At 64.0% G+C, this 21,766-nt stretch carries 19 protein-coding genes and 1 riboswitch; of the genes, 12 read left to right on the forward strand and 7 right to left on the reverse strand.

Features of this window, described 5'->3' with window-relative positions:
• Window positions 1–11: 11 nt before the first annotated feature.
• Together gcvP and AB0N72_RS08495 are read right to left on the reverse strand one after the other, a co-directional pair.
• Window positions 12–2,858, reverse strand: a complete 2,847-nt coding sequence (gcvP, locus tag AB0N72_RS08490) for an aminomethyl-transferring glycine dehydrogenase (RefSeq protein ID WP_363932101.1) — start codon at window positions 2,856–2,858, stop codon at window positions 12–14.
• A gap of 149 nt (window positions 2,859–3,007) precedes the next feature.
• Window positions 3,008–3,106, reverse strand: a riboswitch (glycine riboswitch).
• 74 nt (window positions 3,107–3,180) lie between these two features.
• On the reverse strand, window positions 3,181–4,692 hold the full coding sequence (locus tag AB0N72_RS08495; protein ID WP_363932102.1) for a PucR family transcriptional regulator ligand-binding domain-containing protein: 1,512 nt from the start codon (window positions 4,690–4,692) through the stop codon (window positions 3,181–3,183).
• 165 nt (window positions 4,693–4,857) lie between these two features.
• On the opposite strand from AB0N72_RS08495, the gene speB reads away from it, so the two are divergent.
• The 12 genes from speB to AB0N72_RS08555 all read left to right on the forward strand — a co-directional run bounded on the left by speB (window position 4,858) and on the right by AB0N72_RS08555 (window position 17,910).
• Window positions 4,858–5,856: an agmatinase gene (gene speB, locus AB0N72_RS08500; RefSeq protein WP_363932103.1), complete on the forward strand. Its 999-nt coding sequence runs from the start codon at window positions 4,858–4,860 to the stop codon at window positions 5,854–5,856.
• Window positions 5,853–7,295, forward strand: a complete 1,443-nt coding sequence (locus AB0N72_RS08505) for a cytosine permease (RefSeq protein WP_363932104.1) — start codon at window positions 5,853–5,855, stop codon at window positions 7,293–7,295. The genes speB and AB0N72_RS08505 overlap by 4 nt, the downstream gene beginning before the upstream one ends.
• Before the next feature lie 12 nt (window positions 7,296–7,307).
• On the forward strand, window positions 7,308–8,822 hold the full coding sequence (locus AB0N72_RS08510; protein ID WP_363932105.1) for an aminobutyraldehyde dehydrogenase: 1,515 nt from the start codon (window positions 7,308–7,310) through the stop codon (window positions 8,820–8,822).
• Window positions 8,823–8,850: 28 nt separating this feature from the next.
• Window positions 8,851–10,143, forward strand: coding sequence for a D-arabinono-1,4-lactone oxidase (locus tag AB0N72_RS08515; protein ID WP_363932106.1), 1,293 nt, complete (start codon window positions 8,851–8,853; stop codon window positions 10,141–10,143).
• A gap of 187 nt (window positions 10,144–10,330) precedes the next feature.
• Window positions 10,331–10,777 (forward strand): large conductance mechanosensitive channel protein MscL, encoded by a 447-nt coding sequence (gene mscL / locus AB0N72_RS08520; protein ID WP_363932107.1) that lies wholly within the window; start codon window positions 10,331–10,333, stop codon window positions 10,775–10,777.
• Window positions 10,778–10,863: 86 nt separating this feature from the next.
• Window positions 10,864–11,757 carry an amino acid-binding protein gene (locus tag AB0N72_RS08525; protein WP_363932109.1) on the forward strand — a complete coding sequence of 298 codons (894 nt, stop codon included), beginning with the start codon at window positions 10,864–10,866 and terminating at the stop codon, window positions 11,755–11,757.
• A gap of 289 nt (window positions 11,758–12,046) precedes the next feature.
• Window positions 12,047–13,387 carry an MFS transporter gene (locus AB0N72_RS08530; RefSeq protein ID WP_363932110.1) on the forward strand — a complete coding sequence of 447 codons (1,341 nt, stop codon included), beginning with the start codon at window positions 12,047–12,049 and terminating at the stop codon, window positions 13,385–13,387.
• Window positions 13,388–13,491: 104 nt separating this feature from the next.
• Window positions 13,492–14,175 carry a GntR family transcriptional regulator gene (locus AB0N72_RS08535; RefSeq protein WP_363932112.1) on the forward strand — a complete coding sequence of 228 codons (684 nt, stop codon included), beginning with the start codon at window positions 13,492–13,494 and terminating at the stop codon, window positions 14,173–14,175.
• The gene (locus AB0N72_RS08540) at window positions 14,172–15,011 is read left to right on the forward strand and encodes an aspartate/glutamate racemase family protein (protein WP_363932114.1); all 840 of its coding nucleotides are present in this window, start codon (window positions 14,172–14,174) and stop codon (window positions 15,009–15,011) included. Before AB0N72_RS08535 ends, AB0N72_RS08540 begins: the two co-directional genes overlap by 4 nt.
• A gap of 26 nt (window positions 15,012–15,037) precedes the next feature.
• Window positions 15,038–16,468, forward strand: a complete 1,431-nt coding sequence (locus AB0N72_RS08545) for an amidohydrolase family protein (protein WP_363932115.1) — start codon at window positions 15,038–15,040, stop codon at window positions 16,466–16,468.
• A gap of 9 nt (window positions 16,469–16,477) precedes the next feature.
• On the forward strand, window positions 16,478–17,203 hold the full coding sequence (locus tag AB0N72_RS08550; RefSeq protein WP_363932116.1) for an aspartate/glutamate racemase family protein: 726 nt from the start codon (window positions 16,478–16,480) through the stop codon (window positions 17,201–17,203).
• A 92-nt stretch (window positions 17,204–17,295) separates the two neighbouring features.
• Window positions 17,296–17,910 carry a hypothetical protein gene (locus AB0N72_RS08555; protein ID WP_363932117.1) on the forward strand — a complete coding sequence of 205 codons (615 nt, stop codon included), beginning with the start codon at window positions 17,296–17,298 and terminating at the stop codon, window positions 17,908–17,910.
• 11 nt (window positions 17,911–17,921) lie between these two features.
• Here the strand turns inward: AB0N72_RS08555 and AB0N72_RS08560 are convergent, their stop codons facing one another.
• The 5 genes from AB0N72_RS08560 to AB0N72_RS08580 form a co-directional block, all read right to left on the reverse strand.
• Entirely contained in the window at window positions 17,922–18,269 is a 348-nt protein-coding gene (locus AB0N72_RS08560; RefSeq protein WP_363932119.1) for a hypothetical protein, read from the reverse strand.
• Window positions 18,270–18,386: 117 nt separating this feature from the next.
• Entirely contained in the window at window positions 18,387–18,578 is a 192-nt protein-coding gene (locus AB0N72_RS08565; RefSeq protein WP_363932120.1) for a hypothetical protein, read from the reverse strand.
• 194 nt (window positions 18,579–18,772) lie between these two features.
• Window positions 18,773–20,146, reverse strand: coding sequence for an NAD(P)(+) transhydrogenase (Re/Si-specific) subunit beta (locus tag AB0N72_RS08570; protein ID WP_363932121.1), 1,374 nt, complete (start codon window positions 20,144–20,146; stop codon window positions 18,773–18,775).
• Window positions 20,143–20,475, reverse strand: coding sequence for an NAD(P) transhydrogenase subunit alpha (locus tag AB0N72_RS08575; RefSeq protein WP_363932122.1), 333 nt, complete (start codon window positions 20,473–20,475; stop codon window positions 20,143–20,145). The genes AB0N72_RS08570 and AB0N72_RS08575 overlap by 4 nt, the downstream gene beginning before the upstream one ends.
• On the reverse strand, window positions 20,475–21,671 hold the full coding sequence (locus tag AB0N72_RS08580; protein ID WP_363932123.1) for a Re/Si-specific NAD(P)(+) transhydrogenase subunit alpha: 1,197 nt from the start codon (window positions 21,669–21,671) through the stop codon (window positions 20,475–20,477). The genes AB0N72_RS08575 and AB0N72_RS08580 overlap by 1 nt, the downstream gene beginning before the upstream one ends.
• Between the last annotated feature and the right edge of the window lie 95 nt (window positions 21,672–21,766).

Raw genomic sequence — 21,766 nt, forward strand, 5'->3', positions numbered from 1 at the left:
CTCAGGATCCTTTAGTTCTCAAAGTCTTCGAGGGGAGGGCAGGAGCACACAAGGTTCCGGTCGCCTGCCGCGCCGTCAATGCGGCCAACCGGCGGGAAGTACTTGTCCTGCTTGAGGTGGTGGACCGGGAAGGCGGCCTGCTCACGGGGGTAGTCGCGGTCCCAGTCGGAACTGACGACGGCGGCAGCCGTGTGCGGCGCGTTGCGCAGCGGCGACTTCTCAACAGTGAAGTCCCCGCTGGCTACCTGCTCGATCTCGCCACGGATGGTGATCATGGCTTCGATGAAGCGATCGATTTCGGCCAGGTCTTCGGATTCCGTGGGTTCCACCATGAGCGTGCCGGCAACCGGGAACGCCAGCGTGGGGGCGTGGAAGCCGAAATCGATCAGGCGCTTGGCAACGTCTTCAGCCGTGACACCCGTGCGGACCGTGAGCTCGCGGAGGTCCAGGATGCATTCGTGCGCCACGAGTCCGCCTTCGCCCGTGTACAGGACCGGGAAGTGCTCATCCAGGCGGGAGGCTACGTAGTTCGCGGCCAGCAAGGCAGACTTGGTCGCCTCGGTGAGCCCTTCGCCGCCCATGAGCTTCACGTAAGCCCAGGAAATCGGCAGCACACCGGCGGAACCGAAGCGGGAAGCCGAAATGGCAACGCCACCTTCGGAAGAAGCGTTGTTTGCATCCCCCGGCATGAACGGAGCCAGGTGGGCCTTCGCAGCGACCGGGCCAACGCCCGGACCGCCGCCACCGTGCGGAATGCAGAAGGTCTTGTGCAGGTTCAGGTGCGAGACGTCGCCGCCGAACTTGCCCGGCTGGGCCAGGCCAACCAGCGCATTGAGGTTGGCGCCATCCACGTACACCTGGCCGCCGGCCTCGTGCACCGCATCGCACACCTCGCGGACGTCAGCGTCGTACACACCGTGCGTGGACGGGTAGGTGATCATGATGCAGGAGAGCAGGTCCCTGTTGGCCTCGATTTTGGCCTTGAGATCATCGTGGTCGATGGTGCCGTCGGATGCCGTGGCCACAACAACAACCTTCATGCCGGCCAGCACGGCCGAGGCAGCGTTGGTGCCGTGTGCCGAAGCCGGGATCAGGCAGACGGTGCGCTGCTGGTCTCCACGGGAGTGGTGGTAGCCACGGATCGCGAGCAAGCCGGCAAGCTCTCCCTGGGAACCGGCGTTGGGCTGGATGGAAACTTGGTCGTAGCCCGTGATCTCGGTCAGGTCAGCTTCCAAACCGGAAATCAGCTCACGCCAGCCAGCCGTCTGGTGGTCCGGAGCGAACGGGTGGATCGAAGCGAACTCCGGCCAGGAGATGGCCTCCATCTCCGCCGTGGCGTTGAGCTTCATGGTGCACGAACCCAGCGGGATCATGGTGCGGTCCAGTGCGAGGTCCCGGTCGGACAGCTTGCGGATATAGCGCAACAGCTGCGTCTCGGAACGGTGCGTGTTGAACACCGGGTGCTGCAGGAAATCGGAGGTGCGGATTACGTCGGAAGCCAACTCGAACCCGGCCGCCTCCCCTACCGGACCGGCACCAAAGGCGACGGCAACCGCGGAGAGGACCTCCGGCGTCGTGGTTTCATCAACTGAAACGCCAACCGTGTCTGCGTCGACGTAGCGAAGGTTGATGCCGCGTGCTTCGGCCGCGGAGATGACCTTGTCGGCCTTGCCGGGGACGCGGACGGTGAGCGTGTCGAAGAAGGACCCGGACACAAGTTCGCGGCCCGCCTTCTGCAACGCGGTGGCCAGGACACGGGCGTGACCGTGGACGGTTTCGGCGATCGCCTTCAGGCCTTCGGGACCGTGGTAAACGGCGTACATCGACGCCACGATCGCGAGCAAAGCCTGGGCCGTGCAGATGTTGGACGTGGCCTTTTCGCGGCGGATGTGCTGCTCGCGGGTCTGGAGCGCCAAGCGGTACGCCGGAACGCCGGCGTTGTCCTTGGAAACGCCGACGATGCGGCCCGGGAGCGTGCGCTCCATGCCTTCGCGCACGGCCATGTAAGCGGCGTGAGGGCCACCGAAGAACAGCGGAACACCGAAACGCTGCGCGGTTCCGACGGCGATATCCGCGCCTTGCTCGCCCGGGGGCGTGATGAGCGTGAGTGCCAGCAGATCGGCTGCGACTGTGACCAAGGCACCGCGCTCCTTCGCTGCAGCGATCACGGGAGCGTGGTTAAAGACCCGGCCCGAAACGCCGGGTTGCTGCAGGACGATACCGTTGATGTCGCCGTCGGGCAGTCCGGCCGAAAGGTCGGCGACCAGAACCTCGAAGCCGAGTGCCTCGGCGCGGCCCCGCACAATGGCGATGGTCTGCGGGAGGAGGTCCGCGTCCAGGACAGTCTTGCCGTCTTTGGCAGTCTTGTTCTTATTGGCCCTGCGCATCAGGAGCACGGCCTCGGCCACAGCGGTGGCTTCATCCAGCAACGAGGCGTTGGCTACGGGCAGGCCAGTGAGGTCCTGCACCATGGTCTGGAAGTTGAGCAGCGCTTCGAGGCGGCCCTGGGAAATTTCGGGCTGGTACGGCGTGTAGGCCGTGTACCAGGCCGGAGCTTCAAGGATGTTGCGGCGGATGACCGGCGGGGTGACGGTGTCGTAGTAGCCCTGGCCGATCATCTGGACAGCGGTCTTGTTCTTCGAGGCCAGCTTGCGCAGCTCGGTAAGGACCTGGGTCTCGCTCAGCGCCGCCGAAAGGGTCAGCGGCGAGGACTGGCGGATGGAATCGGGGACGGCTACGTCCACCAGGCCGTCGACAGAGTCGTAGCCGATGGCCTTGAGCATGGTGTCAACATCGGCCTGGCGCCGGGCGCCGATGTGCCGGTCCGCGAAAGCGGTGGGGGTTGATTGAACAGTCAAGAGGAACTCCATGATTCAGGCGCCCAGTGAGCGCCACGATGATGTGGTGTTCCTCCCCGCTCTGTATTGGACCTGAGAGATTCCGCAGGAATGGTTGCCTGCTTGCACCGTCGGTGAGCCCGGTTACCCGGGCTGCTTTCCAGAGTTGCCTAACCGCGGCGGTACATGGGCCTGAGAGATTCCTGGGGAGGATTTGCTCCTACGGCGCCTGACTGGATGTACCGGCAGGACTCTCCCGCCGCAGATCAAAAGCGTTGCGCCACCTCAGTGACACGCTTCACACCATAGCGGGTAGTTTCGAAAAAGCGCAAGCAAGGCAGGGCTACTGATGCATCGCCTCATGGATTTGGAGCGCGAACCACAACTGCGCCACCGTGGACGTCTCGCCCATGTCCAGGCCCGTCAATTCACCGATTTTCCGCATCCTGTAGATGATTGTTTGCCGGTGCGCGAACAGGGCAGCGGCTGTCTTTTGCCAGGACCGCTGGGAGTCCAGGTAGGTCCTCAACGTGACCAAGAGATCTCCGTCCTGGCTTTGCTCGTAATCGAAAATCGGACCCAAAAGACGCCGGACCAACGCCGTTCCTTCCTCGAAGCCGGTCAGTCCGAGCCACGATGGGCCTTGGGCGTAACGTGCCAGCCGCAGCTTGTTAGCGCGAGCAGATCCTAGCGCCCAGAGGGACTCCTGGAGGGCCCTTTGGATACTGGCAACAGCACCCACCGCGCTGATTCCGATCACGGCATCCGGACCCGCGCAATGCACCAGGACATCATCAGGCACGTCGGCCGGAACCACCACGTGGAGCCTGTTGTTCCGCTTCAAGGACGCCGACGCAACCCCGTGCCTCCACAGTTCGACGTGGACGTTCGCCAGCCGGTCGCCGTCGGTTGCTGCCTGGGAACCATCCCCGGACATGGTGACCAGCAGGAAATCCTGGGCCGCAATTCCAAAGCCGGACAGCCGGCTCTCCATCTCCGCCACGCCCAAGCGGCCGTCCATCGCCTGCAGCAGGAACTCGCCGGCCAACCTGTGACGGCTTTCGAGCGACAGCACTATCCGTGAAAGCTGCAGTCCCAGCACGGTTGCGGCGTGAAGGAGCACGACGGCGTCCGGGTGCGGTTCGCTGTTGGGCAGCACAACCATGAGCGCGCTGGCGTGGGTGGGTATGTCCATGGTCAGCACGTGCCTGCCCCTGATCCGATGCCATTGGAAATTCTTCCCGGCAGGAGTTGCGTGGCCGGACAACGGAGCCCAGGCATCGGTGAGGAACTGCGGCAGGGCCTCCCCGTCCGGATGCCAAGGATGGAGGCAGCGGCGGTCCACAACGAACAGTTGCGCATCAAGCTCCGTGGCGAGCCGCTGGACCAGGCTCTGCCAGTGGTCCTCCGAGGCGCCGGCCGTCCTCAGCAGGTCATAGACCCGCGCGGTTTGGCGCAATCGTCGTGATTCTTCGAGCAGGGAGGACTCCGCTACCGAGCGCGCAATGGCGATGAACGGCAGCGGATACGGGATGTTGATCAGGGGCAGCGGCAGCTGCTCGCATGCCGCCAGGAACTCCGGCGTGAGGGGCGGCGCGTGCATCTTCTCCCCGATCGCCAGGGCGCTGGCTCCGCTGTCCATGAGGGCCTCGGCGAGCGCCACCTGGCCTTCCGGGTCGGCGGGAACGGACAGGCCATTGGTCATCATGAGCTCCCCGCCGGTCACCCATTCCCAGAGCCGGGGCAGGTCCGAGGTGTGGGCCCAGGTGATGCGATTGTCCAGGCCGGCCTGCCCTGCCAGGAGGGTGAGTCCGAGCTGCGGTTCGGCTACGAGTTCGGCCACCGTGATCGCCATGGGATGCTCCGTTTTCTGCGTGTTTCCGGGCTGGTTAGACATTCGTCTAAATGGCTCGGCCATTTGTAGTCAATGTAGCGCTTTCGGGAGTGATGCGCGTCACCAACAATGGAATTACTTAGTTCCCGCTCAACGGCGAGCACCCCTCACCCCAAGGACTCTTCAATGACAACGCACAAGCCCATCGGCCCTGTGGACGCAACCAAGGTCCCCCGGTATGCAGGCCTGGGCACCTTCGCCCGCCTCCCCCAGATCGACCGCGTTCCGGACTACGACATCGCCATCGTCGGCGTACCGTTCGACGGCGGGACCTCCTTCCGTCCCGGGGCCCGTTTTGGTCCTGCCGCCGTTCGTGAAGCCTCGCGGCTCCTGCGCCCCGGCTACCACCCGGAGCTCGACGTCGAGCCTGTGTACGAAGCCCAGGTTGTGGATGCCGGCGACATCGCCTGCACTCCTTACGACATCACCCGGGCGGTCCGCGAGATCGAGGAGCAGGCGTTGCCCCTCATCAGTGAGGACAAGCGGCTCATTTCCATCGGCGGCGACCATACGATTGCCTTGCCCATGCTCCGGGCGTTGAACAAGGTCCATGGCCCGGTGGCATTGCTCCACTTCGATGCCCACTTGGATACTTGGGATACCTACTTCGACCAGCCCATCACGCACGGAACCATTTTCCGCCGCGCCTTCGAGGAGGGCCTCCTTGTGGAGGACAAGTCGATGCACGTGGGAATCCGGGGCCCGGTCTATGACCGCAACGATTTCCTCCGCGACCACGAGTTCGGGTTCCAGATCATCCGCTGCTCGGACCTGGACGTCATCGGCGTCCCGACGGCCATCCAGCGCGTGAAGGACAGGCTGGGCGACACCCCGGTCTATGTGTCCATCGACATCGATGTCCTGGACCCGGCCTTCGCGCCCGGCACCGGCACCCCGGAGATGGGCGGGCTCCACTCCCGCGAACTCCTGGCGCTGCTCCGCGGACTGGACGGCATCGACATCGTGGGCGCCGACGTCGTGGAAGTCGCTCCCGCCTACGACCATGCCGACATCACCACCGTTGCGGCGGCCACGTTGGTCTTCGATCTCCTGGGGCTGATGGTCAACCGCAGCAAGGCCACTGAAGTCCGTGAACTCGAGACGGCTTCCCGGAGTGCATCATGAGCACGCCGGCAGCATCAACCGAGGTTCCTCGGCTTGAAGACAAGACCATCCAGCCCATCCCGTTGAATGAACGCCACGGCAAGGCCCGCGACCTGTTCACCATTTGGTTCGGCTCCAACATCATGATCATGACAATCGTGACCGGCGGCTTGGCCACCACGGTGTTCGGCCTGGGTTTTGTCCCGGCACTGGTGGGCATCATCATCGGCAACGTGGTGGGCGGCATCTTCATGGCGCTGCACTCGGCCCAAGGCCCCCAACTGGGTGTGGCGCAAATGATCCAGACCCGGGGACAGTTCGGTTCCTTCGGAGCATTGCTGATCGTGGTCATCGTGGTGGTCATGTACGTGGGCTTCTTTGCCGCCAACCTGGTGTTCGGCGGGGAAGCCATGGCCGCAGTGAGCCCGGGGATCAGCGTTGACGCGGGCATCATCATCATTGGCGTGGTCAGCGTTATCGCCACAATTTTCGGTTACCGGCTGATCCACGCCTACGCCCGCGTCTTGAGTGTCGCGGCCGGCCTGGCGCTGCTGCTTGCCTTTGGCTGGATCCTGGTGGTCCACGGTTTGCCCGCCAGCTTCCTTGAACAGGGCAACTTCAACTGGGTCGGCTTCATGGGGACCATCTCCGTCTCCGCCCTGTGGCAGCTGGCCTACGCGCCCTACGTTTCGGATTACTCCCGCTACATGCCGCAAGGCACCGGCTCAGCACCGGCATTCTGGGCTTCCTACTCGGGCTGCGTCCTGGGAACCCTCTTCCCCATGATCCTTGGCGCCCTGGTGGGCACGCTCGCCATGACCATGAGCGCCGACAACGTCGAGATCGTTGGCAGCCTGGGCGCATTGTTGCAGCCATGGACGCTGATCATCGTGGGCATCTTCTGCCTGGGCGTCGCGGCGTCGAACGCCATGAACCTCTACTGCGGCGTCCTCTGCACGCTGACCATCGGGCAGACGTTCAAGCCAAGCTGGTTGCCCCGCGCCAAGACCCGCAGCATCGCCGCCGTCATCCTTTTTGTCCTCGCGGTCTCCATCGCACTTTTTGCCCGCGACAATTTCATCCTCTTCTACACCAACTTCCTGTCCTTCCTGATGTACGTCCTGGTCCCGTGGACAGCCATCAACCTGGTGGACTACTACCTTCTACGGCACGGCGACTACCGGGTTGAAGACTTCTTCAAGCGCGACGGCGGCGTCTACGGGCGGTTCAATTGGGTCGCCATCGGCTCGTACGTAGCAGGCGCACTGATCCAGGTTCCGTTCTCGGCAACCGCCATCTACACAGGCCCGATGGCCGCCGCACTTGGGGGCGTGGATATTTCCTGGATCGTCGGCCTGGTTGTTGTAGCCCCGCTCTACTACGTGGCGGCACGTGTCTTCCGCCCGAAGACGGAAGCCGCCCCCTTTCCCTCCCCTGCACTCAGCGCAGACCTCATCTGAAAGCGAACCATCATGACCACCCAGACTGAACTGTTCACCGTCCGCCGCTCCAACGCCCCGGCCAGTGCCTCGGCCAGTGCTCTGCCTCTGCCTCTGCCTCCGGCGGGCCATTTCATCAACGGCTCCTTCGTCCCGGGCTCCACAGGCCTGCTGATCGACGTCGTGAATCCGGCCACCGAGGTGGTCATCGCTTCAGTGGAGGCCGGCACGGCCGATGACGTCGACGTCGCTGTTGCCGCCGCCGTCGAGGCCCAAAAGAGCTGGGGTAACACCACTCCGAAGGAACGCGCGGACGTCCTGAACCTCATTGCCACCATCATCGAGGAGAACCGGGAAGATTTTGAGGCCATTGAATCCGCCAACACCGGCAAGCCGAAGGCAGTGGCCGAGGATGACGTGTCCAGCACCATCGACACCTTCCGTTTCATGGCTGGAGCTTCCCGCACCCTGACCTCCATGGCCGGCGGCGACTACGCCACCGACCACACCTCCGTGATCCTCCGCGAGCCTGTTGGCGTGGTGGGCGTCATTACTCCGTGGAACTACCCCCTGTTGATGGCCGCCTGGAAGATCGCGCCCATCCTGGCAGCCGGCAACAGCATCGTCATCAAGCCCTCCGAGCAAACGCCGCTTTCCACGCTGAAGTTGGCCGAAGTCCTGGCCGGACGAATTCCGGACGGCGTCCTCAACGTGGTCACGGGACGCGGCCGGACCGTCGGCCAGCGGCTGTCCGAACACCCTTCAATTGCACTGGTAGCCCTGACCGGCAGCGTCGCCAGCGGCCAGGCGGTTGCGGCAACCGCAGCCAAATCCGTCAAACGAGTCCACTTGGAGCTCGGTGGCAAGGCCCCTGTTGTGGTCTTCCCCGACGCCGATCTCCGCGCGGCCGCTGCCGGTGTCCGGAACGCCGGGTTCTGGAACGCCGGCCAGGACTGTGGCGCCGCTTGCCGCGTCCTTGTCCACGAGTCGGTGGCCGAAGAGTTCACCCGGCACCTGGTGCGGGAAGCCGGCACCTTGGTTCTTGGCTCGCCGGACGCAGGGGACGACGTCGAAATCGGCCCCATGATCTCCCTGCCGCACTTCGAACGGGTCAAGGAGGCGCTGGCCGACGCCCGCGCCGCCGGACTGAACATCGCAATTGGCGGATCCGCGCTTGAAGGTCCCGGGTATTTCATCGAGCCCACCGTGATCACCAACGTTCCCGCGGGTGCGCAGATCGCAACCCACGAAATCTTCGGGCCCGTGGTCACCGTGGAAACCTTCACCACCACCGAAGAAGCAGTCACCCGCGCCAATGAGAGCCCGTACGGGTTGTCCGCCTCCGTGTGGACGCGGGACTCCAGCTTGTCCCTCCGGATCCCCAAGCAGTTGGACTTTGGCACGGTCTGGGTCAATGCGCACCTTGTGCTGGCGTGCGAGGTACCGTGGGGCGGATTCAAAGGGTCCGGCTACGGTCGCGACCTCTCGCTCTACGCCCTGGATGACTACTCGCGCACCAAGCACGTCATGATCAACCACGGCGCCTAGCGTTCAAACAAGCAACGGAGCTTCTGTGATGACCACTCATGTTTCCCGCGGACCGGGCGCACCGGCCGCCGCCACCCCCACGGCCCCCTTCGACACCGACGCCACGTGGACCAACTGGGGTGGTAACCAAAGTGCCACCCCCGCCTTCACCGTTCGGCCCAGGAACGAACAGGAAGCGCTCGACGCCGTCCGTTTCGCCATCCGGGAAGGCTTGCCTGTACGGGCGGTCGGCTCGGGGCATTCGTCCTCGCCCCTGGTTCAGACGGGCGGAGTACTGTTGGACATGTCCGGCCTTTCGGCCATCACCGGTACCGATAAGGCTGGGCGTCGCGCCCGGGCACTGGCCGGAACCACCATCAACGCCTTCGGGGACGCCTTGTGGGAGCGGGGCCTGGCCTTGAGCAACCAGGGCGACATCGACAAGCAGCAGATCGCCGGCGCCCTGGCCACCAGCACCCATGGCTCGGGGAAGGACCTGGGGAGCTTCTCCTCCAAACTGCGCTGGGTGAAGCTGATCAACGGCTATGGCGAGATCGTGGAAATCGGTGAGGACCAACTTCGCGAACTCCGGGCTGCACAGGTTGCGCTGGGCACTCTGGGCATCTTCCTGGAAGTGGAACTGGCTGTTGAGGACAAGTACTACCTGCAGGAGCAGATCACCTATCCCACCTGGGCCGAAACTGTTTCGACGTGGCAGGAAGATATTGATTCCAACAGGCACTACTCCTTCCTTTGGTGCCCGGAGGACGACTCCTGCGAGCTCCTGGACCTCCCCGGATCACCGGACCACGCCATGGGCGGCCGCAGTTACACCAAGCGGTACAACATTGTGGATGTCCAGGACGAACGCGAGATCTCCACGGCTGAAGGAGCCCGGCTGGATCGCTCGTACCGGATCTACCCGGGCGGCTTCACCACCCAGTTCCACGAGCTCGAGTATTTTGTCCGCAGCGAGGACGGCCTTGTGGCTGTCGAGGCCATCCAGGACCTGATTCGCAGCAAGTATCCCGAGCAGAAATACCCTGTGGAAGTCCGCTGGGTGAAGTCGGACGACGCCTACATGTCCCAGTTCCAGGGCCGGGATAGCACTGTGATCACCCTGACCACCGAGCCGGGAACCGACTACTGGCAGTTCTTCCGGGATGCCGACGCCGTGCTGCAGGAATTCGAGCCGCGTGCCCACTGGGGGAAGATCCACTTCATGACCCGGAGCCGGCTTGAGCGCCTCTACCCCGGGCTGAACACGTTCATCCAGATCCGCCGCGAGTTCGACCCCCGCGGCATGTTCCTCAACGACCACACCAGGTCCCTGCTGGCGTGATGTGAGCGAGGATCGCTGAAAATGCGCTGGGATGTGAGCGAGGGTCCACCAGAACAAACCCTCACTCACATCCCACGCCCTTCCCCCAAACCCTCGCTCACATCCCTGTGACACCGGCCGGAAACCCCGGAGTGGTAGTTTGAACTCTGCTCGAGCCATACGCCCCATACCGACCAGAGGACACTGCATGTTTAAGGGATTCAAAGACTTCATCCTTCGCGGCAACGTGATCGAACTGGCCATCGCTGTCGTAATCGGCAGTGCCTTCACCGCACTCGTTGCTGCTTTCACCAACAACATCATCAATCCCGTGATCGCTGCGGCCGGTGGCATGAACGCCGACGGGCTGGGATTCCGGATCTGGCATGACAACCCGGCCACGTTTATCAACTTCGGCGCCGTACTTACGGCCTTGGTGACCTTCCTGATCACTGCTGCCGTGGTGTACTTCATCTTCGTTGCGCCCATGAACAAGATCAATTCGCTGGTCAAGAACCGTCTCGCAACCGAAGAGCCTGAAGAAGAGCCGCTCCCCGCAGACACCGCGCTGCTGGCCGAGATCCGCGACCTCCTGAAGGATGCTGCCGCCCACCGTAACGCCGGCCGGGACCTCGATTCCGACCCCCTCCGCTAGGAAGAACGCAGCACTTTAACCGGTCCGACCCCGCGACGTGACGCAGGGGCAACCGGTTCGAAACAGGCGCAGGGCAGCATGAAATCATGAAGCCCAAGGCGAGCACCCCCGGTACCGCGGACCTGCTGTGCGACGTATGCGGCCAGTTGCCCGAACCGCCCAAAGCCAGGCTGACCTTGGCCAACATCGCGGTCATGCTTCCCATTGAACTCCTGGTTCATGCGGCAGTGGTGGAAACGCATCTTCCCTACGTGGCCAAGGTCCTGCTGCTTACCGTCACGGCGACGATCCTGGTCATATGGGTTGCCGAGCCCTCGGCCGCCAAGGTCCTGCGGCGGTGGCTGCACGCGCCCGCCCTTCACCAGCGCAGGCAGTTGCAGCTTGCACCGGCGTTGTGGCGGGCCCGGACCGTGCTTCAGGACCAGCCGGGATCGCTGCAAAGGGTCACGGAGTCCTTGGCCAGGCTCGGCACCAATATCCTCAGTCTTCACGTCCATCCCATGGCGGGAGCCCGGCCGGACAGCGGCCGGGCCCTGGAAACCGTGACCGATGAGTTCGTCCTCTCCGCTCCGGGCCACGTCACCGAACAGCAACTGCTGAAAGCACTTGACGACGGCGGCGGGCATGGATCCCATGTATGGCCCACCACCGCTCTGGCCATGGCCGACGGCCAAACCAAGGCCCTCAGCCTCGCCGCCCGCATCGCAGGGAACCCCCAGGAACTTCCGATGGCCGTGGCCGAGCTTCTGTCGGCCAAAGTAGTCCCCCTCGATCCCGAAGGCCCCACACCCGAGGTGGCTCCCGGCGTCGGGCAATCACCGGACATCCTCAAGATTCCTACCGCATGGCAGGGGCCCCTGGTCTTTTCCCGTCCGGGAGAGCCATTCACGCCTGCGGAATCGGCTCGTGCCCACAGGCTTGCCGAACTCGCCGAAATCCTGGCCCACGGCTGGGTTGTTCCCACCAACCCCAAGCCCTGACGGTATCCCAAGGCGCGCATCCTCCCCCGGAACGGCACCACAGTCACATTCAATTTCTCCTTTGGGTATACCAAAACCCTTGACAGTGCCTTGGGTCACATCTATCTTTGTTTTTGGGATCCCAAAACGGGATCCCAAAGGAATCCATCACCGGCTGCGGCTTCTCCCCACCACCAGGCAGGGGCCGCAACAGTTGCCGCCGGCAAGGAGTCCGGCTGCAGCGGTATCCCGCCCGGCTCATCCCCCCAAAAAGACATCCCACCCCGTTGACTCCTATGAAGGAGAAGCTGTGTCTCTCCAAAACACCCAACAGGCAGCGCAGGAAACCGAGCCCACCTCCGGCAAGGACGGCGTGCAGCGACGCACGAACGTCCGCTGGAAGTTGTTCATCCTGCTTCTGGTCCTCGTCTCGGTCAACTACATCGACCGCGGCTCAATCTCCGTTGCCCTGCCCATCATCCAGAAGGAATTCAACCTGCCGCCGGAGCTTGTTGGGCTCCTGCTGTCGGCATTCTTCTGGACCTATGCCCTCATGCAGATTCCCGTCGGCTGGCTGATCGACAAGTTCGGTCCCCGCAAGATGGTCACTGCCTCCTGTATCGGCTGGGGCGCGGCAACTGCCGCATCCGGTTTCGCAGGAGGATTCGTCAGCATGTTCATCGCACGCCTGGGCATCGGCGTCACCGAAGCCGGCGTCATGCCCGCCGGTGGCAAGCTCAATGCGATCTGGATGCACAAGAAGGAACGTGGCCGTGGTGCCACCATCCTCGACGCCGGTGCTCCGCTCGGCGCGGGCCTGGGCGGCATCCTCATCACCTGGCTGATCGCGTCCACGGGCAGCTGGCGGATGTCCTTCATCATCGCCGGCGCCCTCACGATCCTCATGGGCCTCGCAGTCTGGTGGTACATCCGCGACAACCCCCGGCAGCACAAGGGCGTCAACGAGGCCGAAGCAGCCTACATCGAGGCTTCCCACGCCGAAGACGACGCCGAGGCCGCCAAGGAAGGCGCGCAGGGGAAGCGTGCGCTCCTGCCCTACCTGAAATTCCGCTCTTTCTGGGCCATGTGCTTCGGATGGCTCGGCTTCAACGGTGTCTTCTACGGCCTGCTGACCTGGGGCCCGCTCTACCTGGCGCAGGCCAAGGGCTTCGACCTGAAGACCATCGGCTGGTCCACGTTCGTCATCTTCGGCGCAGGCTTCGTCGGCGAAATCCTGGGTGGCATCATCGCCGACAAGTGGCGGGTATCCGGCGCTTCGACGAACCGCGTGATGCGTACCCTGCTGGGCTTCTCCAGCGTCGTCGTGGTGGGAGGCCTGGTGGGTGTCACCGTAGTCGCCGACCCGATCACTGCCGTCGTGCTTCTTTCGGTAGTCCTGTTCTTCCTCCGCTGGGTTGGCCTGTTCTGGTCCATCCCCTCCATCCTCGGAGGCCGCACCAACGCCGGCGTCCTGGGCGGTGCCATGAACTTCAGCGGCAATATTGCGGGATTCGTAACCCCGATTGTGGTAGGCCTGATTGTCGGAGCCACCGGCTCCTACACCTGGGCACTGCTGTACTTTGTTGGCTCGGCCGTGGTGATGGGCGTCTCCGTCCTGGCCCTCGACTACAACAAGCGACTCCCGGTCTAACTCGCATCGACCGGTCCGGCCGGACGGTCCTGAACCGCCGGATGGCCGGATGCCCGCCGGGTCGCCGAGCGCACTGCCTCACACATCACGAAATGGAGCTGGAAATGCTAGCCGCAGAAGACACGAACAACACCGACCGCCCCCTCCGGGAGTCAGTGCGTGACACGCTCCGCTCGCGGATTTTTGAGGGGCACTACGCGCCCGGCGCCCGGTTGGTGGAGCGCGACCTCGCCGCCGAATTCAATGTCTCCCGCCTGCCCATCCGCGAAGCCCTCCGCATGCTGCGCCAGGAAGGCCTGATCCGGGACCGTGCCGGGCGTGGCTCCGAGGTGAGCGGCCTGAGCCCCAAGGACGTGGAGGATCTTTTCGACGTTCGCCAATCCTTGGAAGTCCTCGCCTGCCGACTGGCCTCCAAACGGGCCACCGCGGAAGACCTCCACCAACTCCAAGGCCTCCTGGACGAGGCCGACCGTTGCCTGGCCAAGGGCTCCATCCTGGAAGCCCACCGCGCCAACAGCGAATTCCACGATGCCATCACGCGCATCGCCAACAACGACTTTCTACGCTCCGCGCTGGAACCCCTGCAGGGCCGCATGCATTGGCTTTTCCGCCATGTCAGCGACCTCCCTGAACTCATCCAGGAACACCGCGACCTCTACGCCGCCATCGCCAGCGGCGACCCGGACCGCGCTGCCGAGCAATCGGCGTCGCACATCGGCAAGTACCGCGAGCAGTTCCCGCAGGAGCCCAGCGTCGCCGAGCCCAAGCTGCATCGGAAGAAACCATGAAACTCCTGGTCATCAACCCCAACATCAGTGACGAGGTCACTGCCCTGATCCAAGCCGAGGCCCAGCGGTCGGCGGCGCCGGACACCGAGCTCATCGTGCGGACCGCCGGCCACGGCGTCGAATACATTGAAACCCGCTTCGAGTCGCTCATCGCCGCCGGCGCTGTTGCCGAGTTGATCGCCGAATACGCGCACGACGGCGGTACTCGCGGCGGAGGTTCAGGTACCGCCGGTTCAACTACCGCAGGTTCAACTACCGCCGCCGCGGTGGACGGCATTGTGGTGGCAGCCTTCGGGGATCCCGGAATGCCGGCCCTGAAAGAGCTGGTCGACGTGCCGGTCATTGGCATCACCGAAGCAGCCCTCTGCGCCGCCGCACTACAAGGCCAGCGCTTCTCCATCATCGCCATTTCCGACCGCATCCAGGCCTGGTACCTCGATTGCGTGGAGCGGTTCGGCTTCGGTGGGCGCCTCGCGTCCATCCGCTCCATCAACCAGAGCCTCAATTCCATCGGTTCCGTGCAGGCCGACTTCAAGGAAACCCTCCTGGCACTCAGCCGACAGGCCGTCACCGAGGACGGCGCCGACGTCGTAATCCTGGCAGGTGCCCCGCTGGCCGGACTCGCCCGGGAACTGGAGGGCCAGATCCCGGTCCCGGTGGTGGATGGCATCTCCGCCGGCATCCGCATGACCGAGGCCGTGGTTTCGCTGAAGTCCGGCGTACACCGTGGCGGCTCGCTCGCTGCCCCACCGGTGAAGGCGCGGCGCGGCCTCTCGGAAAACCTCGACGCCGCCCTGGCAGCAGCGCAGTCCGCCCAGCTTTCCGCAACAGCTTAGAACCCTTCAGAAACAGGAGGACAACGATGTCCCAACTTCCAGACCTCGTCATCGCCCATGGCACCGTGGTCAACAGCTTCGGCCGACAGGAGGCCCATGTTGTGGTCGACGGCGGCCGGGTCACCCAGCTGATCGACGCCGCGGAATCCGTACCTTCCGCAACCCGGACGGTGGACGCCCGCGGCCTGCTGGTCATTCCAGGCGGCATCGACGGCCACTGCCACGTCGCCCAGGTAACCGGGCGCTTCCGCACACTGGATGACTATGCAGTAACCTCCAAAGCTGCGCTCTGGGGTGGCACCACCACGATCATCGACTTCGGCATCCCCCGGGACGCCCAGGAAACGCCCCTCGATGCCGTCCTGAACAAGAAGAGGCTCGCCGTCGAGTCCCGCTGCGACGTGGCCCTGCACGGGTCAGTGGTCACCTGGGATGAGACCGTGCCGTGGCAACTGGAGCAGCTGGCCGCCGAGGGCGTCCGCTCGGTGAAGATGTACACCACCAACCGCGGGTCCACCATGGCCGATGGCGACACCATCGTGAAGGTCATGCGGGAAATGGTGCGCTTGGATGGACTCACTTACATTCACGCCGAACACGACGCGATCATTACCGACTGTACCGAGCAGCACGCCTCGGACGGCAGGATCGGGATCGAGCACCTGCACCGCACGCGGCCCGAACTCGCCGAAGAAATATCGGTCAAGGAGACCCTCGCCCTGGCCGATTACACCGGCGCGCCCGTCTACTTCGTGCACCAGTCGACGCCGGGCGCCGTGGACCTGGTGACGGAGGCGCGTGAACGGGGACAGGAAGCCTACTCCGAAACGTGCCCGCACTACCTGACCCTGGACGAGACTGTCTACGGTTCCACGTTCCCGGAGTGGTACGCCTGCTGCCCACCCATGCGGTGCCCCGAAACCGTCGCGGCCCTCAAAGACCGGCTGGCCGCGGGCGCCATCCACACAGTTTCCTCGGACCACTCCTGCTACGACCTCTCCCAGAAACGCGAGCGCACCGACGACGTCCGCTTCATGCCGCATGGCCTTCCCGGCGTCGAGACGCGCATGCCCGTCACGTTCACGGCGCTCGTCTCCGACGCCGGCGGTTCCGTGGAGGAGTTCGTCGAGGTGTTCTCCGCCGGCCCCGCAAGGATCAACGCCGTGCCGCGGAAGGGTGCCATCGTTGAAGGTTTCGACGCCGACCTCGTGATTTTCGATCCGGCCGCACAGCGAACCGTCGACGGCGGGGCGCTGCACATGGGGACTGACTTCTCGCCTTTCGAAGGGAAGACGCTGAACGGTTGGCCCGCCGTCGTGGTTTCCGCCGGTCGTGTTGTCCTGGACGGCGACGGCTTCCACGATCCCGGGCCCGTTGGCCGCTTTGTGCCGCGGAACGGGTTCACCGAGCACCGTGATGCCCTCTCCGATTCCTTCCCCCTGTCCCAGCCCGCCTAGGAGCCACCCATGCCTTCACTGAACCGACCGACGCGAATCGGCATGATCGTGCCGTCGTCCAACACATGCCTCGAGCCGCAGAGCTACCGGATTCTTGGCGACCGCCAGGATGTCAGCATCCACTCAGCCCGCATCCCTGTCACCCGGATTGCCCTGGATGACTCCTCTGACCAGCAGTTTGATGCGTCGGTGATGCGAGCTGCCGCTGAACTGCTGGCCACCGCGAACGTGGACGTTATTGCGTGGAACGGGACCTCCGGATCCTGGCTCGGGGCAGCCCACGACCACGCCATCGTCCGCGAAATCACCGAAGCCACCGGCATACCGGCAACGACCTCCACGTTGGCCTATCTCGAAGCGTTTGCCGCCTTCGGAACCGAGCGCATCGGGCTGTTCACGCCGTACACGTCCGACGTGAACGAGGCAGTCATCGCTTCCTATGCCCGGGAGGGAATCAAAACGGTTGACCACAGGCACCTGGACCTCAGCGACAACGAGTCCTTTGCGCGCGTTACCGATGAGGAAATGCTCCCGGGTTCGCTGGAGTTGGCCGCATCCCACCCGGACGCTTTGGTGTACCTGTGCACCAACCTTTATGGCGCGAACATCACGGCAGAGGTGGAAGCCGCTACCGGGGTTCCGGTGCTGGACTCCGTTGCTGTGACTTTGTGGCACGCCCTGAAGCTGGCGGGAGCGCCCCTGCTGGATCCCAGGTGGGGCAGGCTGCTCGGCTAGATGGAGCCGGCCTTGGCCGTGTCGCACGACACAACAGGGCTTCCCGCGTGCGAATATTTGTCCACCACTCGCATCTTTCCCATGGGGGACCCTTGTCTGAAAACACTCACTCCGGCACGCCCGAAACTGCCGGTCCCAACAACAGCATTCCAGAACCGAAATTCGGCGTTCCGCTTCCCGACGGGACCGGCCCGGACGTACCGGCTTGGCACCCGGAAGCGCAAGCCAATCCCGGAAACAACGTGCCGGCAACCCCAGTAATTCCACGCGAAGATGTGGGACGCGGCACCGTTTTTGCCTTGGCCGCCCTGCCCATCGGTGTCATCTTGTGGATGGTCATCTGGGGATTCGGCTGGATGTCCTCGCTGGTCACTTTTGCGTCCGCAGTGATGGCCGCCAGGTTTTACGTTGCGGGCGCAGGAGCCCTCAGCCGGAAAGGGGTGTGGATCGTCGTCGGCGTGACTGTAGTTACGGCCCTGTTGTCGTTCCTCGGGGGCGTCTGGCTCGACGCCGTCCAGTTCCTGGGCCGCGAGCCCTTGGCCATGGTGCTCGATTCCGAGCCGTGGTCCCTCCTGGCTGACAACTTCGCCTACAACCCGGACTTCGTCGGCGGATACATGAAGGACTTCCTCCTCGCACTGCTGTTCGGCGCCCTTGGGTGCTTCTTCACGCTGCGCCAGCTGTTTGCCGCAACGAAGAATTCATAGAACAGCGCTGTTCAGTCCTCGTCCATCTTCTCCAGCAGTTTCCCCAAGGCATCACGGATGTCGTCGTAGTCGTATTGCCCGGCACGGCTTTCCGCAGAAATCACCGCGCACCGGTGGAGCTTCTTGAAATCGCCGACAGGGAACTTGTAGTGGCCCTTTTGATCATCGGGGTGTTCGTCGTCCACGCCGAGGAACCACTTTGAGTACTCGGCGTGTCCGTGCTTGTCCAGGAACGCGTTCTCGTCATCGGTGGAAGGAGCGTGCTCGCTCCAGTCATCCCGGGTGTCCTTGACAGTCTTGCCGTCGCGGATCAGGTGCTTGGCGTTCTCGAATGCCTTCTTGTTGAGTTTCACGGCCATGGCCCAACCTCGTTTCGGAGTGCGATCGAAAAGGACAGGGTACTTCTTTCCGTACACCTTAGGCCGTGGCCGGCCGTCGGGAAAGCCCGGAGGCCACCCGGAAAGCGGAGGTCCGTACTAGGTGAGGCGCCGTACCCTGACGCCTGTGCCTCGTTCCTTGATCACCATGCGGCGTCCTATGGCTCCCTTCTGGCGGAGCCATAGGACGCTGCCGTCAAATGTCACCGCATCTACGATGCCCTCGTCCACGACCTCCTTGCCGTGCAGGACTTGAACAGTCTGGCCGGCGAGGATCCTCCAATCGGACACCCGCTTGCCCCCTGTTTGATCAAAGCGGACACCGAACAGCGAATCTTTCGCACCCTCTTGCACCAATGACTCCTAGCGTCCTCTACAAAAACCCTGTACAGGAGGTGTGCCGTGACTGCTCAGTCCATGACGCGATTCCTTGATCGATTTAATTCGCGCTCACAACTTAATGGGCTACAGGGCCTTTTATTGGGCTACAGCGCCTTCACCGCGCCCAGCACCTTGGTCAGGGAGTCCTTGGCATCGCCGAACAACAACGTGGTTTGGGGTTCATAAAGGAGTTCGTTCTCGATCCCGGCGAATCCCGGACGCATGGAGCGTTTGAGGAACACCACTTGGCGGGCATCGGCCACTTCCAGGATGGGCATCCCGTAGATAGGTGAACCGGAGGTGGTCTTGGCTGCGGGGTTCACGACGTCGTTAGCGCCCACCACCAGCGCAACATCCGCGGTTTTGAATTCGGAATTGACGTCGCTCATTTCCTTGAGGGACTCGTAGGGCACATTGGCCTCGGCGAGCAGGACGTTCATGTGTCCTGGCATGCGACCCGCAACCGGGTGGATGGCAAAGTCCACTTCGATTCCCCGTGACTCCAAGGCCAGGGCCAACTCGGCCGCTGTGTGCTGCCCCTGCGCCACAGCAAGTCCGTATCCCGGGACGATGATCACCCGTTGCGCATAGCCGAGCAGGACCGCCACATCCTCGGCACTGGACGAACGTACGGGCCGCTCGCTCACAGCAGTGGAGCCGGCAGTGGACCCGCCCTTGAAGGCCCCGAACATGATGCCGGCAACACTGCGGCCCATCGCGGCCGCCATTGCCCGCGTGAGGATGGTTCCGGATGCTCCGACCAAGGTTCCAGCCACCAGCAACAGCACGTTCCCCAGCACCAGTCCCGACGCAGCCACGGCCAAGCCGGTAAAGGCGTTCAACAGCGAAATAACGATCGGAACATCGGCCCCACCGACCGGGAGGACCAGCAGGACGCCCGCAGCAAGGCCCAGGACCACAAGGATCAACGCCAGCACCGTGGAACCGTTCAGGATCACCACAACTCCCGCGCTGATGGCGGCGAGCAGTACCAGTGCCATCAGTATGGGCAGGCCGGGAAACGTCACGGGCCGGGTGGTCATGAGCCCTTGAAGTTTGGCAAAGGTGACGCCGGATCCGGCAAACGAGACCGCGCCCACCAGCAAGGTAAACACAATCGCCAAGCGAACCCAGGAATCGCCTGTGTGCGGTAGCTCCAACAAGGCAACCAGGGCCGCAGCACCACCGCCAACGCCATTGAACAGGGCCACCAGCTGCGGCATTTGCGTCATCTGAACCCTGCGGGCAACCGGCGCAGCCACTCCCGCGCCGACGGCAACAGCCCCAAGAATCCAGGGAACGTTATCCAGCTTCACCGAAACAAACACAGTCACCACGGCCAACAGAGCCCCAACAGCCCCGATAAGGTTGCCGCGCCGGGCCGTGCGCGGCGAGTTCAGGCCCTTGAGGGCAAGGATGAAACACGCCGCAGCGGCCAGGTACAGGAGTGCCGTCCAGGTCGGATTGAGCAGCGTCACCGGAGCCGCTCCTCAACTGTCCCCGCTGCGGGTTCAGCTTTCGACGGCGGCCGCTGCCTTCCCCGGAACATCTCCAGCATGCGGTCGGTCACCACGAACCCGCCCACGAGGTTGGCCGTAGCCAGCACGACCGCCAGCAAAGCGACCACTAAGACCCACGGATCGGAGGCTTGGCCGGCCACGATAATCGCTCCCACCAGGATGATGCCGTGGATCGCATTCGCCCCGGACATCAGGGGCGTGTGCAGGGTGCTGGAGACCTTGGAAACAACTTCAAAGCCCACAAACACAGCCAGCACGGTGATTGTCAGCAGGCTCATGCCGTCCATCAGCGGACTCCTTCCGTTCCGGGGTGGCTGCTTCCAGCCGGTGCGGCCTCGCCGGCGAGCGCAGCCAAAGCCTCCGCCGTGGGCCCGTGGCGGACCGCGCCGTCGTGGGTCAGGCAGGTCCCCGCCACCACTTCGTCCGCAAAGTCGGGGTAAACCACACCATCCCGCGTCATCAGCGCCAGCAGGTTGGCCACGTTCTTGGCGTACAGGCGGGAGGCGTCGGCGGGCATGGCAGAGGCGACGTCCTTCATTCCCACGAGAATCACTGTGCCTTGGCCATCGCCCGTAGGGATGGGGATGTCCTGCCCGGGGATGCTTCCCTCCACGTTGCCACCCGATTCAGCGGCAAGATCTACCACCACGGATCCGGGCCTCATGCCCTGCACCATCTCGCGGCTCACCAACAAGGGCGCCCTCCTGCCCGGAACCGCTGCGGTAGTAATCAGCACATCCGCCTGCGCCACGTGGGGCGCAAGAAGTGCCCTTTGCAGCGCTCCCCTGTCAGCGCTGAGCTCCCGGGCGTAACCGCCGGAAGCCTCGGCTGTCTCGAGGTCCAGCTTGATGAACGTGCCGCCCATGGACGCGACTTCGTCCGCCGACGCGGGGCGGATGTCGTTGGCGGACACCCGCGCCCCGAGCCTCTTGGCCGTACCGATCGCCTGCAGGCCAGCGACACCAGCCCCCAACACCAATACCCGGGCAGGCGGAATGGTTCCCGCCGCTGTCATGTAGAGCGGGAAGAACCGCGGCAGCCGCATGGCGGCTTCCAGCACACACCGGTATCCCGCCACCAGCGCTTGCGAGGTCAGGGCGTCCATGGATTGGGCGCGTGAGATGCGCGGAACCAACTCCAGGGCAAAGGCGGTGATTCCACCCGCGGCGAGCGCCCGGACGGTGGGCAACTCCGACGACGGCGACCCCAAGCCTACGGTGACGGCACCCCGCCGCAGGGCTCCCGCCGTCGTCGGGTCCATGGGGCGCACGTGGCAGTAGACATCCAACGATCCGAGGTCCAAGGACCCCACTACGGACGCGCCTGCTTCCCGGTAAGCGTCGTCGCTGTGGCCGGAGGCCAGCCCGGCGCCGGATTCCACCTCCACCGCCAGTCCCAAACCCAGCAACTGCTTGACTGTTTCCGGCGTGGCGGCCACCCGTCGCTCGCCGTCGAGTGCCTCGCGTGCAATGCCTGCTTTCACCCGCCACCCCTCTCCTGGAACTGTCCTGAACCCGGTTGGCATGAGTCTATGACCGCAAGGGGCCGGGCGGGAGTAGGGGGCTGCGCTATGTGCAC

The organism is Paenarthrobacter sp. NPDC089307 (genome assembly GCF_040685055.1).
Classification (GTDB): Bacteria; Actinomycetota; Actinomycetes; order Actinomycetales; family Micrococcaceae; genus Arthrobacter.

Coding starts and splice junctions, on each gene's coding strand:
- AB0N72_RS08495 (WP_363932102.1), bottom strand. CDS start 4,692: ATGGCGATCACGGTGGCCGAACTCGTAGCCGAACCGCAGCTCGGACTC.
- speB (WP_363932103.1), top strand. CDS start 4,858: ATGACAACGCACAAGCCCATCGGCCCTGTGGACGCAACCAAGGTCCCC.
- AB0N72_RS08505 (WP_363932104.1), top strand. CDS start 5,853: ATGAGCACGCCGGCAGCATCAACCGAGGTTCCTCGGCTTGAAGACAAG.
- AB0N72_RS08510 (WP_363932105.1), top strand. CDS start 7,308: ATGACCACCCAGACTGAACTGTTCACCGTCCGCCGCTCCAACGCCCCG.
- AB0N72_RS08515 (WP_363932106.1), top strand. CDS start 8,851: ATGACCACTCATGTTTCCCGCGGACCGGGCGCACCGGCCGCCGCCACC.
- mscL (WP_363932107.1), top strand. CDS start 10,331: ATGTTTAAGGGATTCAAAGACTTCATCCTTCGCGGCAACGTGATCGAA.
- AB0N72_RS08525 (WP_363932109.1), top strand. CDS start 10,864: ATGAAGCCCAAGGCGAGCACCCCCGGTACCGCGGACCTGCTGTGCGAC.
- AB0N72_RS08535 (WP_363932112.1), top strand. CDS start 13,492: ATGCTAGCCGCAGAAGACACGAACAACACCGACCGCCCCCTCCGGGAG.
- AB0N72_RS08540 (WP_363932114.1), top strand. CDS start 14,172: ATGAAACTCCTGGTCATCAACCCCAACATCAGTGACGAGGTCACTGCC.
- AB0N72_RS08545 (WP_363932115.1), top strand. CDS start 15,038: ATGTCCCAACTTCCAGACCTCGTCATCGCCCATGGCACCGTGGTCAAC.
- AB0N72_RS08550 (WP_363932116.1), top strand. CDS start 16,478: ATGCCTTCACTGAACCGACCGACGCGAATCGGCATGATCGTGCCGTCG.
- AB0N72_RS08560 (WP_363932119.1), bottom strand. CDS start 18,269: ATGGCCGTGAAACTCAACAAGAAGGCATTCGAGAACGCCAAGCACCTG.
- AB0N72_RS08575 (WP_363932122.1), bottom strand. CDS start 20,475: ATGGACGGCATGAGCCTGCTGACAATCACCGTGCTGGCTGTGTTTGTG.